General features: G+C 48.3%; 11 protein-coding genes. 4 read left to right on the top strand and 7 right to left on the bottom strand.

Going from position 1 to position 12,875, the window contains the following annotated elements; genetic code table 11:
• Window positions 1–48: 48 nt before the first annotated feature.
• Entirely contained in the window at window positions 49–474 is a 426-nt protein-coding gene (locus tag ACYVR3_RS03615) for an Hsp20/alpha crystallin family protein (RefSeq protein WP_054737188.1), read from the bottom strand.
• 193 nt (window positions 475–667) lie between these two features.
• Here ACYVR3_RS03615 and ACYVR3_RS03610 point away from each other — a divergent pair, with 193 nt between their 5' ends.
• Window positions 668–946, top strand: coding sequence for a hypothetical protein (locus ACYVR3_RS03610; protein ID WP_461243161.1), 279 nt, complete (start codon window positions 668–670; stop codon window positions 944–946).
• Between the two features lie 86 nt (window positions 947–1,032).
• Here the strand turns inward: ACYVR3_RS03610 and ACYVR3_RS03605 are convergent, their stop codons facing one another.
• A complete protein-coding gene (locus tag ACYVR3_RS03605) occupies window positions 1,033–2,202 on the bottom strand; it encodes an iron-containing alcohol dehydrogenase (protein ID WP_461243160.1) in 1,170 nt (389 codons plus the stop codon).
• 1,345 nt (window positions 2,203–3,547) lie between these two features.
• A complete protein-coding gene (locus ACYVR3_RS03600; RefSeq protein WP_461243159.1) occupies window positions 3,548–3,922 on the bottom strand; it encodes a hypothetical protein in 375 nt (124 codons plus the stop codon).
• Between the two features lie 174 nt (window positions 3,923–4,096).
• On the opposite strand from ACYVR3_RS03600, the gene ACYVR3_RS03595 reads away from it, so the two are divergent.
• Window positions 4,097–5,995 (top strand): flavocytochrome c, encoded by a 1,899-nt coding sequence (locus ACYVR3_RS03595; RefSeq protein ID WP_461243158.1) that lies wholly within the window; start codon window positions 4,097–4,099, stop codon window positions 5,993–5,995.
• A gap of 575 nt (window positions 5,996–6,570) precedes the next feature.
• Here ACYVR3_RS03595 and ACYVR3_RS03590 read toward each other — a convergent pair.
• Together ACYVR3_RS03590 and ACYVR3_RS03585 are read right to left on the bottom strand one after the other, a co-directional pair.
• A complete protein-coding gene (locus ACYVR3_RS03590) occupies window positions 6,571–7,926 on the bottom strand; it encodes a hemolysin family protein (protein WP_461243157.1) in 1,356 nt (451 codons plus the stop codon).
• Window positions 7,927–8,143: 217 nt separating this feature from the next.
• A complete protein-coding gene (locus ACYVR3_RS03585) occupies window positions 8,144–9,595 on the bottom strand; it encodes an aminotransferase-like domain-containing protein (protein WP_461243156.1) in 1,452 nt (483 codons plus the stop codon).
• 40 nt (window positions 9,596–9,635) lie between these two features.
• Here ACYVR3_RS03585 and ACYVR3_RS03580 point away from each other — a divergent pair, with 40 nt between their 5' ends.
• Window positions 9,636–10,259, top strand: a complete 624-nt coding sequence (locus ACYVR3_RS03580; RefSeq protein ID WP_461243155.1) for a LysE/ArgO family amino acid transporter — start codon at window positions 9,636–9,638, stop codon at window positions 10,257–10,259.
• Between the two features lie 356 nt (window positions 10,260–10,615).
• Here the strand turns inward: ACYVR3_RS03580 and ACYVR3_RS03575 are convergent, their stop codons facing one another.
• Window positions 10,616–11,179 carry a TetR/AcrR family transcriptional regulator gene (locus ACYVR3_RS03575; protein ID WP_054737490.1) on the bottom strand — a complete coding sequence of 188 codons (564 nt, stop codon included), beginning with the start codon at window positions 11,177–11,179 and terminating at the stop codon, window positions 10,616–10,618.
• 236 nt (window positions 11,180–11,415) lie between these two features.
• On the opposite strand from ACYVR3_RS03575, the gene nrdI reads away from it, so the two are divergent.
• Window positions 11,416–11,883: a class Ib ribonucleoside-diphosphate reductase assembly flavoprotein NrdI gene (nrdI, locus tag ACYVR3_RS03570; RefSeq protein ID WP_461243154.1), complete on the top strand. Its 468-nt coding sequence runs from the start codon at window positions 11,416–11,418 to the stop codon at window positions 11,881–11,883.
• 375 nt (window positions 11,884–12,258) lie between these two features.
• Here nrdI and ACYVR3_RS03565 read toward each other — a convergent pair whose 3' ends face one another.
• The gene (locus ACYVR3_RS03565; RefSeq protein WP_461243153.1) at window positions 12,259–12,786 is read right to left on the bottom strand and encodes a GNAT family N-acetyltransferase; all 528 of its coding nucleotides are present in this window, start codon (window positions 12,784–12,786) and stop codon (window positions 12,259–12,261) included.
• Between the last annotated feature and the right edge of the window lie 89 nt (window positions 12,787–12,875).

Genomic DNA, 12,875 nt, shown 5'->3' with positions numbered 1-12,875 from the left:
TCGGCGAGTAACGATTTTTCAGTTTGCAATCAATTTAGAAAATCACGATTAGTCAATGCTAATGTGGTGACTATCTTGTTTGTCTTCAGTCATCTTAGGTAACGTCAACTTCAAGATACCGCCATCGTAAGTTGCCTTGATGCTATCTTGGTCAACCCCTGGCAAGTAGAAGCTGCGGGTGATGTTGCTTGAGCTGCGTTCTTGGCGAAGAACTCGACCGTCAGCATCCTTATCTTCACGATCCAAGTTGTGAACCGCGTTGATCCGGAGGGTGTTGTCACGGTAGTCCAAGTGGATGCCGTCCTTCTTAAATCCTGGCAATTCAGCCGATACTTGGTAATCTGCGTCAGTTTCTTTGATGTCCGTCTTCATCGTGTCATCAGAGAAGAAGCGCTTGCCAATGTTGCCAAAATCATTAAAGAAGCTCATTGGATCCAATTCGTTAAAGTCTCGATTTGCTAAATAGTGTGCCATATTTAAAAACCCCTTTCAGATCTTATCTAAGGTTGCTGGAATAATGTTTCATATCTATCAACCAACCTTACAAAATATATATTAGTCAGTATTGGTCAAACTTGCAAGTAATTAGCACTCTCTTTTGTAGAGTGCTAAAAGTTTTTGAGGGATTTGCGCGCGTAATCCCCCGCCAGTGTTAGGATAGCAAGGATTGGTTGATTTTTTCAAGTTAGATGCATTTTTTGTTGGTTGGGGTGTTTGGGGCATGTTTTTTGGGACATTTAAACTGAAATTTGCTTTGGGCAATAAAAATAATAATAGACCTGTAGATTTCCGATTTGGAAAATCTACAGGTCTATCGTTATTCGTTTATATTGGTAAGCATCGAATGATTTTCTTAACTGAATATCGTGAATCAGTCAACGTTACCGCCAGACTGCCATCTAGCCTAAACGTGGATCATAACGCAGGCCCCGGCCATGTAAGATAAAAATGCCGCGGACTCCAAAACCAGGAGTCCACGGCATTTTCACCTTACATTCTGGGACCTAAACGCGTTATGCCCCACTCTGTTATTTATTCAGCATCATATGCTTCTTGGAACAAAGCAACGATTTCTTCCTTAGTCCCCTTACGAGGGTTAGAGAAGGCGTTCCCGTCCTTCAAGGCGTTTTCAGCCATCAATTCGAAGTCTTCTGGCTTTGCGCCGATTGACTTGATTGAACGTGGAATGTTAACGTCGTCACATAATTGACGCATTGCCTTGATTGCCAAGTCAGCAGCATCGCGAGTTGATAAGCCATCGGTGTTTTCACCCATGATCTTAGCTAATTCAGCGAACCGTTCTGGGCAAGCTTGGATGTTGTACTTTTCAACGATTGGCAATAACATTGCGCAACATACACCGTGAGGAGCGTCGTATTGACCACCCAATTGGTGAGCCATAGCGTGAACGTAACCAAGGTCAGCGTTGTTGAAGGCCATCCCACCGAGCATTTCGGCTTCGACCATCTTAGTACGGGCTTCGATGTTGTGACCGTTAGCAACGGCTTCACGAAGGCTTTCTTCAACTAACTTGATTGCTTCGACACATTGGCCGTCAGTAATTTCGTTCCGGTTAGTTGAAACGTATGGTTCGATAGCTTGAACGAAAGTGTCCATCCCAGTTGCGGCAGTTAAGCCCTTAGGAACGTCCAATTCAAGCATTGGGTCGTTGAAGGAAACAAGCGGAACGTTACGCCATGAAACAACGACGAACTTCAACTTCGTTTCTTCGTTAGTGATCACACAGTGACGGGTCAATTCTGAAGCAGTCCCGGCAGTGGTGTTAACGGCCATCAATGGTGGCAATGGGTTTTCCAAAGTTTCGATTCCGGCTAACTTAGTGATGTCATCGCCGTTAGTCAAAAGGATCCCAGTCCCTTTACCAGCATCGTGAGAAGAACCACCACCAACAGTGATGATACTGTCACAGTTGTTGTCTAAGTAAACTTGCTTAGCTTCTTTAATGTTACGGATCTTAGGGTTAGGTTCAACACCATCGTAGATTGCGTATTGAACACCAGCGGCATCCAATGAAGCAAGGGTTTGAGCTACGGGGCCGTTTTCCATGCCGCGCAGGAAACTATCAGTAACGATCAATGGCTTGTTCATGTTCAGCATCTTGGCACGATCACCGATCTTCTTGATAACGTTCTTACCAAAGAAGTTAACGCTAGGCATTAAGAAATCAAAGTTTTCCTTCATGATATTGACACTCCTAAAAATATAGTTTGTATGTTATCGAATTCACATAGTATCATAACACCATTGACATCGGCTGTAAACGTTTGAGTTGGCGATTTGCTCAATTTGATGACTTGCTCACAATCGCGGTTTTATGGCCTTTTATTGGGATTTATTATACTTTTTTCACATAAAATACAGACGGTACTTTTAGTCTTATCTTCACTCAAAAATTAACTATTATTTCACAAGATAGGCGTCAGACCGCTAAAATTAGCCCCTTAACTAATTAGACAGCTAGTTAAAATCGTTCGAATTAACAGTGCATTTATTTATAAAATTTTTCGCTAATTTTACGAATCTACTGAATTAAGATTATTTTGTTTTCTTATCTATTTTAGTAGTCAACCGCCCCATTGATAATCAAAAATTAAATTTCATTAAGGTTTGATAAAGCGCGTTGTAACACTGGTATTCAGTCGCGTACTTGTTTGTTTTCATTGACTTTTCAATTAATTTTAGATAAGTTCACTCATTAATTAACCAATGATTTCCCGTATTTCATTACCGTTATTTTAAAGTTTATTTATTAAAATTTATCAAAAATTGTGAGTGTGTTGTCTTTTTTGGTTGAGTTGGTGTTTTTTGTTGGTTGGGGTGTGCTTTTTGGTATTTTCAGCCGTGGATTTGGTAGCATGTGGGTTATGTATGCGTGAGTACTCTTACTATAGAATGAGTAATAACGGCATGTTTATTGTTACTGTGTTTGTTTCGGATTCTGGGGCCGGTCAGTTGTGACCTTTTACACCGAATTTGTGGGTGTGGGGTCTTTTGAGGTTGAATTGATGTTTTTTTGGTGGGTGTGCTTTTTGGTATTTTCAGGCGTGGGTTTTATCTCTGTATGTGGCCGCTATTACTGTATGTGAGTGGGGGTGGCGGCGCTCATTGCTGCTACGTTTGTTTTGGCTCTTGGAGAACTGATTCGTTCCGGATAATCGTTAATGCTGTGAAGCTTGTCGGCCATAGATTATTTTATGGCTACCACGCCAAAACGCGCAAAGAAAAACAGCGAGCTATGTGTAAGGTCACTCCAATAAAAAAAGCCCCCAAACCGGGCTTCCTTTAATAATCGACGCTCATTGCTACTACGTTTGTTTTGACTCTTTGAGAACTGATTCGTTCCGGATAATCGTTGGTGTTGTGAAGCTTGTCGGCCATAAGTTGTTTTAGGCCACCACGCCAAAACGCGCAAATAAAAGCAAAGGGCTATGTGAAAGGTCGTCCCATTAAAAAAAGCCCCCAAACCGGGCTTTTTCTAATGGGACGACCTTTCACGCCGCCCTTTGAACGCTTTTATTTGCGCTCTCTAATTCGTAATATCCTTCTCAATCTCATCCAAATTACCATCAATAATCTTATCACCCAAAACCTTGCCCAACAGCTCCAACGCATCTTCACGCGTCTTCACTTGGTCCATGTCGAAGATGATCGCAGCGATGTCGCCGCCTGCGTAATCAAAGTTTTCGTGGTAAATGTAGCGGCCCGCCGTTTCGTCTACGAAATGTTGGTCAACTGCTTCACCTAAACCGTAAGCCCAGTCCAGATCTTTCATTTCTGGAATGTCCTTGCGTGTAATATAACCCTGCTTGGCAATCAGGTCGGCAGCCTTTTGGATCATCTCATCTGAGAAGTCAAAAGCCGGCTTGGTTGTTGCGCCCTTATCTGCACTTTTTGTTGCCATTACTAGGATCTCCTTTGAATTTTGTTTCATCTTCTATTTTAACACTGATTTCCAAAACCGGCGCAAATGATGTTGGCGCTTACATCTTCCACCACTAAACTGAAATTTTGGACTATAATGGATTATACAGGTCCAAGCGACCACTAATCCAACAATAAAGGGTGATTATAAACTATGACTGAATCAGAATTTAAACCTGGTAAATACTCGGTGACCGCAACCGGACACAACGGGGCGTTCCCAATGGACGTTACCTTCTCAGCCGATAAAATTGAATCGATCGACATTGATGCTAAAAGCGAAACGCGCGGAATCAGCGACGTCGTGTACGACCGCATCCCAGCCGCCATCGTTGACGGTCAGACCCTTAACGTGGATGCCGTGACCGGCGCTTCCGAAACCAGCCGCGGGATTCTCAGTGGTGTTGCCGAGGCCGTTAACTTGGCCGGTGGTGACGCCGAAGCTTGGCAAAATCGTGACAAATACGTCCCTAAGGTCGCCGACAACACCGACCTTGATACCGACGTGGTCGTCATCGGTGGCGGTGGCGCCGGTTTAGCTGCGGCAGCCACGGTCCTCGACCAAGGTCACAAAGTGGTTCTGCTAGAAAAAGCCCCCGCACTGGGTGGTAACACCATCCGCTCTGGTGGCCCAATGAACGCCGCGGACCCAGAGTGGCAAAACACCTTTGACGCCCTTCCTGGTGAAGGCCAAACCCTCGAAGACCTCCTCAACATGAGTGTCGATGACATTGACCCTGAATACCAAGCCGATTTTAAGACCCTTCAAGGCCAAATTAAAGACTACTTAGCTGACACCCAAGACAAGCCCGCCTACCTCTTTGATTCCGTTGAATTACACCGCATCCAAACCTACTTGGGTGGGACCCGGACGGATTTGAACGGCAACCGGATCTACGGTAACTACGACCTCGTGAAAACGTTGACCGACCACGTGTTAGCCTCTCAAAAATGGCTGGCTAAAATCGGCGTTAAGTTCGACGAATCCGAAGTCACCATGCCCGTTGGCGCACTCTGGCGCCGGGGTCACAAACCAGTGGAAGAGGCCGGTTTCGCCTACATTTCAGCGCTCCGGGATTACGTCACTCACAACGGCGGCGTGATTTTAACTGACAGCCCCGTTTCCCGGTTACTTTACGCCAAGGGTCACATTGGTGGTGTCATCGTTGAAAAACCTGACGACCACACCTTCACCGTTCACGCAGACGCCGTGATCTTAACCACTGGTGGTTTTGGTGCCAACACGAAACTGGTTCAAAAGTTCAACACCTACTGGCGCAACATTGATGACGACATCGCCACGACCAACGCGCCAACCATCACCGGTGACGGCATTGAACTGGGCGAAAGCGTCCACGCTGGCTTGACCGGCATGGGCTTCATTCAAATGATGCCCGTTTCCGATCCCGAAACCGGTGAGCTGTTCTCTGGTATCCAGTGCCCACCCGCTAACTTCTTGATGGTCAACCAGCAAGGTAAGCGGTTCGTGAACGAATTTGCGGAACGTGACGTCTTAGCGCAAGCGGCATTTGATAACGGTGGCCTCTTCTACCTGATCGCTGATAATGAAATCAAGAAGACCGCCTACAACACTAGCGAGGAACAGCTTGAACAGCAGGTCAAGGATGGTCGCTTATTCAAGGCCGACACCTTAGCCGACCTCGCCAAGCAGATCAACGTCGACCCAGCCACGTTGGAAGCAACGGTGGCCAAATACAACGGCTACGTTGACGCTGGCGAAGATCCCGACTTTGGCAAGAACGTCTTCGACTTGAAAGTTGAACACGCGCCATTCTACGCTACCCCACGGAAACCAGCCATTCACCACACCATGGGCGGCTTGACGATCGACAGCCACGCCCACGTGCTGGACGAAGCGGGTCAGCCAATCGCCCACCTCTACGCAGCGGGCGAAGTCGCGGGCGGCTTGCATGCCGGTAACCGACTTGGCGGTAACTCGCTAGCCGACATCTTTACCTTTGGTCCGATTGCGGCAACTTCTGCTGTAACAGAACTCGGAACTGACGCCACGACTTCAGCATCGGTACACTAATCGACTAACTACGAACGAAACAATAAGAAAGCTCTGGAGAATACCTTCAGGGCTTTTTTACTGTCGCTTACGAAGTTTGGCTACTTTGGCACGTTAATCATGGGTGCTATTGTGGGCACAGCCGGTCGGTCTGAAAATTTGGGCGCTGGAACGCCAGCCAAGTAAAATTTCATGGCTGAGGCCCAATTTTCAGACCGACCTCTTGTTTGCGGGTTTTCGGCATCGGGACCGCACTCCCGAAAATCTATCATGGAGGGTCAAACTGTCGAACGATGACAATTGTGAACATCTCAGTAAACGTTGAACGACTCAATGTCGGTCGTTACAATATTACAGCCAGTTGCTCAGTCAAGCACTTGAGATGCTCTGCGATAGTACCGATCTGCGCCAATGTCAGATGGAGGTAGGCGGCTAGGTGGATGCTGTGGACTGAGACCGTCCTTTGGCTCAGGCCGGTCCCCACAGCAGGAACCTAGCTGCCTACCGGAATCGGAAGTTCACGCAAACCACCGTACTTCGAAATACGACAAAAAAGCCTCGAAAAACGCCAATCGGCATTTTTCGAGGCTTTTTAATTAATCGTCCTCTTCCTCAGGTTCCGGAATCGGTTCATTTTCAGTGACTTCAAACCAGTTGATAAACGAGTTTTCGTAGTCCAGCACCTTAAAGTCAAAGTTCTTGATCTTAATAATGCTGCCCTGCTTCAAGTTCGGGTGGTTATCCAAAATGGAGCCCGCCACCGTCACGATGTCGCCCGTATCAAATTCCTTGATGTCGGTGTCAAAGTAACGCTCAAAGTCGTAGGTCGTCATCTTCCCGCTCACTTGGTAAGTGCCATTTGGTTGCTTGAAGATGTATTCGTTAGACGCATCATCGATTTCATCTCGGACAGTTCCGAAGAGTTCTTCGTAGATGTCCTTATCGGTGATGATCCCGGAAGTCCCACCGTATTCGTCCACGACGACGACGATTGGGGTCCGTTTGCGAATCATTTGTTGGAGCACTTCTGTAATTGGCGTTGATTCCGGTGTCGTTGAGATGTTCCGTAGCAGTTTGTCGATCCGAATGGTTGGGTCAACTTGTTGCTGGCGGATCAAGTCGTAGTTGTAGACGTAACCCAGGATCTTATCCTTGTCACCGTCGGCTACGACGGGCAACCGGCTGAATTTTTCTTGTAAATACATCGTGATGGCTTCCTTGACGTTCGCCGTGATGTCGATCACCACTAGCGCCGTCCGGTCGATCATGATGTCCTTGGCCACCTTATCGTTCAACTCAAAGGCCCGTTGCATGTAGACGTAGTCATTCTTCTCCAGCTCACCACCAGCCACGGCGTTTCGTGACAGGGTCAAAATTTCAGCTTGAGAGAACACTTCGTCAGCTTCGTTAGCGACTGGCAAGCCCATGAGGCGTACCACGCCGTTCGCCGAAACGTTCAGCAACCAAACGAATGGGTAGAACGCAATGTGGAAATAGTGCAGTGGTGTTGTCACAAACTTCAACACCTGCATCGGCATATCGATCGAGATGTTCTTAGGGACAATTTCGGTGAAGACCACTTCTAGGTAGGTCAACAACAGCACCCCAACAACGGCCCCAATGGCGTGCGCCGTAGCACCGCCGGGATTCGTGTGGGTCACGTTCAGCAGATCGATCAAAATCGCCGACAACGTGGATTCCCCTAACCACCCAAGGATGATCCCGGCAACCGAGACCCCAACTTGCGTGGTCGACAGGTACTCGTTCAGGTTCGTCACCATCTTCAGTGACCGCTTGAGCCGTGACCGAGAACCAGTCCCATTTTCCAAGGCCTCTTCAATGGCACTTGGGCGGGCCTGCACTAACGCAAATTCGCAGGCCACAAAAAACGCAGCAAAACAGAAAGTGATTAAAATAACAATTAAATTGATAATTATCTGACCACTATCCAAGAATTCATTCCTCATTTCGTAAAATGTCAGTAGTAAAAGTCTACTGCTCATTATACAGCTTACGCCAGCTTTTTTTAAGCCATTATTCTGCCCATTACCGACACAAACCCCGATTTAGGGCGAAAAAGCTCACTTTTAGGAAATTTTGGTGAGATTTGGTTGGGTCAAAACTTAGAGCTTGGTTGGTTTCCCACCGAAACTGACCTGTTAAAGTAACCTATGCAGGCAACTGTTGCTTGATCAGTGCCGCAACTTGGTGGAGGCCCTGCGAAAATGCCGCCTCGGTCGCGTACGCATACGATAATCGCAAACTGTGCGTGGCGCTGGCACCGTACACCGCCCCCGGATTAACTAAAATCCCCTGTTTGGCGGCTTCGGTGAACACCTGTTGCACGTTGACCGTTTCCGGCAACGTCACCCAGATGTAAAAGCCACCCTGAGGTGTTTGCCACTTGGCGATATCACCGAGTTCGCGTTGTAAGGTTGTGATTGCATTTGTGCGACGTTGGCGTAAGGCCACCCGTAAGTCGGTCAGGTACTGGTCGTAATTGGGATCGTTCAGCAATTCTACTAGCACGAGTTGTGACAGGGAGCTGGCGCCGTAATCGGTCTGCATTTTAACGTCGGAAAGCCGTTTGATAATTGAGGATGGGCCAACGATCCAGCCGATACGCATGCCTGGTGCTAGGGTTTTAGAGATCGATCCGAGGTACAGCACATTACCCGTGTCGTCTAAGGCCTTTAGCGGTTGTGGTGGCCGTTCATCCAGCCAAAGTTCTTGGTAGGCGGTGTCTTCAATGATTGGTAGCTGGTGGGATTTCGCAAACTGAAGCAGATCCTGCCGGCGTTGTGCGCTCATGACTAAGCTGCTGGGGTTATCGAAGGTCGGAATCGTATACAGCAACCGTTGCCCACCGGTAGCCGGAATGTGCCAGTACTGCAGGCCTTCCGTATCCACCGGCAAGCTCTTGAACTGGGCGTGAACCGACTGTAGGACCCGCAACGAGCGCAAATAACTTGCCGGCGTTGTGTACACCGTCGCACCCTGTTCCAACAACGAGACTGCGATGAGTTGGAGCGACTGCAACGACCCTGACGTAATTAAAATATTGTCGGCCGTGGTCGTGATCCCCCACTTCGCTAACCGCGTAACGAGTGCTTCTCGCAACCGATCCAAGCCCATTGGTGGCAGGTAATTGAGATTCGTGATGCGCTCAGCTGCTACCACCATGGCACGTTGCACTAACTGTTTCGGAAATAAATCTGGCCCAATCTCACCGGTACTCAACCGAATTTTGGCATGGTCTTCAAAGTCGTTGATCTGCTGAATCGCCGGTTGATTCGCCTCAAACTCGCCAGACATCATGTAGTCCTGCCAATTGACCGGCGACTGGGTCATCATGGTCGACCAACTATTGCTGGCGATCCGGGTTCCACCGCCAAATGCCGTGGTGAGCACCCCATCCGCCAACAGTTCTGCGATGGCTTTGCTGATGGTGCTTCGGTTAACGCCGAACTGCTTGGCAAGTTGCCGTTGCGCTGGTAGTTGCTGGCCAATCAACCAATCGCCGGACTGGATTCGATCAACGCAGTAGTTGATAATCTGCTGGTAAACCGGCCTCGGTTGGCTGGCATCCGGTTGCCAATTAATTTCAATTTCATTTTGCATCTGATTCACCCCAACTTTCACCCATAAGGAGACTCATAATTTGTTTGATTTATTCAAAGGCTTGCTGTTTGGCATCGCCTACGTGGCGCCCATCGGCATGCAAAACCTCTACGTGATCAACACCGCTTTGGAACAACCCAAGCGGCGCGCTTATCTGATTGCCGCCGTGGTAATCTTTTTTGATATTTCCCTGTCCCTCGCCTGCTTCTTCGGCGTTGGTAAGCTCTTGGACACTGTGCCAATTTTGAAACTATTACTTTGGCTGATTGGCGGTGGCTTCGTAGCCGTCCTGGGCGTCCAACTTATTTTAGCCAAGGAAACACCGGTAAATACCGAGACATCAGCCGAACCCGCCATTTTCCGGTATCGCAAAGCCATCGTCGCGGCATTTGCGATTGCGTGGTTAAATCCGCAGGCCATTTTGGACGGCACGTTACTGTTAGGCGCCTTCCGCGCATCACTGCCTGGCATTCACGGTGACTTCTTCGTCGGCGGCGTTGGCCTGTCGTCGATCATCTGGTTCACCGGTTTGACTACCATTGTGCTCCTTCTAAAATCGCAACTCAACGCTAAGGTGCTGACTTGGATCAACCGGGTTTGTGGCGTGGTGATGTTGGGGTATGCGGTGAAGTTGTTGGGGCAGTTTGTGGGGAGTGTTTTGTGAGTGGTAGTTAATAGTTGCATGTATTGCCGTCTCAAGCAGGCTACTAAGCAACGGATTTACGCATAAAACGCCTCAAACGAAACTACCAAAACGGACAGCACGTCCCTATTACCGACTGCTATTTGGCGACGTGCTTTGCTGTTACGTTTGTTTCGGCTCGGTTGGAGATTTATTTTCTTGGGGTTTTGGTTACATTCTGATTTAGGAACATCAACCCGTTTTCGGCGGCCACGCCGAAACGTGAGAAATGAAGCAAAGAGTTGCATACAAGGGACCCCCGGCAACACTACCCAAAGTTCGGGTAGTGTTGCCGGGGGTCCCTTGTACTCCACTCTTTAACCGCTTCATTTCTCACTCTACGGATTCAACACAAACTCCTGCAACCGATCCCCAAACTGAATCACCGCATCATTCTTCCCATTGCGCAGTTGCCATAACAGGAACAACATCACATTGCTGGCATACAGGTCACTCAAGTAGCCCAATGGCAGTTGCGTTTTATCCGGTAATTCGACTTGCTGGAAATACTCGTGGGCGGTGCCGCGCAGGATTTGCTTGAAGTTGCGTTCTAGGTCCGCCGTTTCCGTGTGGATATCAAATAATTGCAGTAAAATGTCACGGTAGTCCGTTAGTGCTAGAATCAAGACTTTCACCGTGTTAGAGCCAATTTCCGGTGTATGTATACTAAACCGTTGATCTACAATGCGACGGAAAACTGCCGTATAGTTGGCCACTAACTTTTCTAATAAATCGTATTTGTCATAATAGTGACTATAAAATGTCGATCGGCCGATCCGGGCCTGTTTACTAATATCTTGGACGGTCATCGCTTTGAAGCCCTTTTCTTTTAACAACGAAAAAAAGGCCTTCTCAATCTGTGCGTTTGTCCGACGTACCCTTAAATCCTGTTTTTCCGTCATTGGTGTCCCCCCGATTTTAATGAAGCATCTGGTTTCGCTAACAAATCCGCTAAATCTAGCGTACAATAAAAATTGTAACACTAAATAGGCGCGATTGACTGTAACAAGAACTTTACAGTGTGCAGCACTCAAGCCGAATAGTGTCAGGACCGGCCTTCTTCGGCCATAAATTTAGCGGATTCATAACGCTAAAGCTGTTTATACCATATATGTGACCCATTCGGGGGGGAATTTCAATGGATCCGATGCGCATTTTATTTATTTCAATTTCCGGCAATACCCGGAACTTCGTCGAGCACCTCACGCGTTACGCCATGGCACAGCACATCCGTAACAAAGGGCTCCCAGAAATCGTCGCAACTGAAGTGAGCGAACAAACTGACTTTCAGGATGAAACCACGCCCTTCTTCTGCTTTATCCCAACCTATTTGGACGGCGGTAACGGCATCGATACCGGCGTAAAAGAACTGCTCACAACGGCAATGGGCGACTACATCGGCTACCACAATAACGCCAAGCAACTGATCGGCGTTGTGGGGAGTGGCAACCGAAACTTTAACGAACAATACTGTCTTACTGCCCGGCGTTACTGCTCTAAATTCGACGCCCCCTTCATTGCGGACTACGAACTGCGAGGCGTGCCGAGTGATGAGGCGCGGGTTTATAAGAAGATGGTGGAACGGATGCAGTATCTTGCTATGTAGGAGAGTGTGGAACAAAACGGGTTGAAAGCGGAGCCTAAGCCACTCCCGACAGAAAGTCGTGGTTTTCGGCTTTGTGTCGGGAGTGGCTTAGGTGCAGCTTTCAGTTTTGTGGAGCACGTTTCGACTCGAGGACAGAGTGCAGAACAGGGCGCTTAGAGAGCGGAGCGTAAGGACTTTCGCCAGAATTCCCGGTTTTTGGGAATTGTGGTGGAAGTGCCTTACGCGCAGCTCTCTGCCCTGTGGAACACGTTTCAGCTCGAGGACAGCACCGCACCATACCGCACAATAACCTCACCCCAGCACCAATCAACTCAATAACAACCAAAAAACAGCTCAAGCATCCGCCATCCACGGAACCGCTTGAGCTGTTTTATTTTAAGCGCCCTTAGCCTTAGTATCACCCTGCAACACCAACCGATACATCGGACTATACTTCCCAGTCGGCGGATACAGTTCATCGTGCGTGTACTGAAACCCAAGCTTCAAAATCACGTGCTTCGATGCCAAATTAGCCGGATTATGCCCCGCAATCAACGCCGGTGCGTGCAGTTGCGTTGTGGCGTACTGAACCACCGCCTTGGCCGCTTCAGTCGCCAACCCCTGATGCCAATAAGCCGGCCGAAGATGGTAACCGAGCTCATACTCACCGTGTGGTCGCGCGTGTAAGTCACAACAGCCAATCAAGTCACCATCAGCCGCAAATAACGGCCAGTACTGCACCTGATTTTGAGCTAGTGACCGAACCTCTAGCGCTAACCGGTCCTCGATCATCTGTGGTGAAAACCCATCTTTGCTAATTAACCGAGTAACATCCGGGTCACCCCAAAGTAATTGCGCTTGGGGTAGATCTGATGCCTGCCACTCACCAAACTGAATCCGTTCAGTTGCGTTTGGATGTGCCATCTGCAGGCCTCCTTTTATTTTTGCGAATAGTTAAAATTGTCCTCGAGCGGAAACGAGTTCCACTCCCTACTTTTAATACCGCTCATTCT

Source organism: Secundilactobacillus muriivasis (assembly GCF_054785195.1).
Note: the sequence above shows the minus strand (reverse complement) of the source record. Positions and strands in the feature narration are given on the sequence as shown.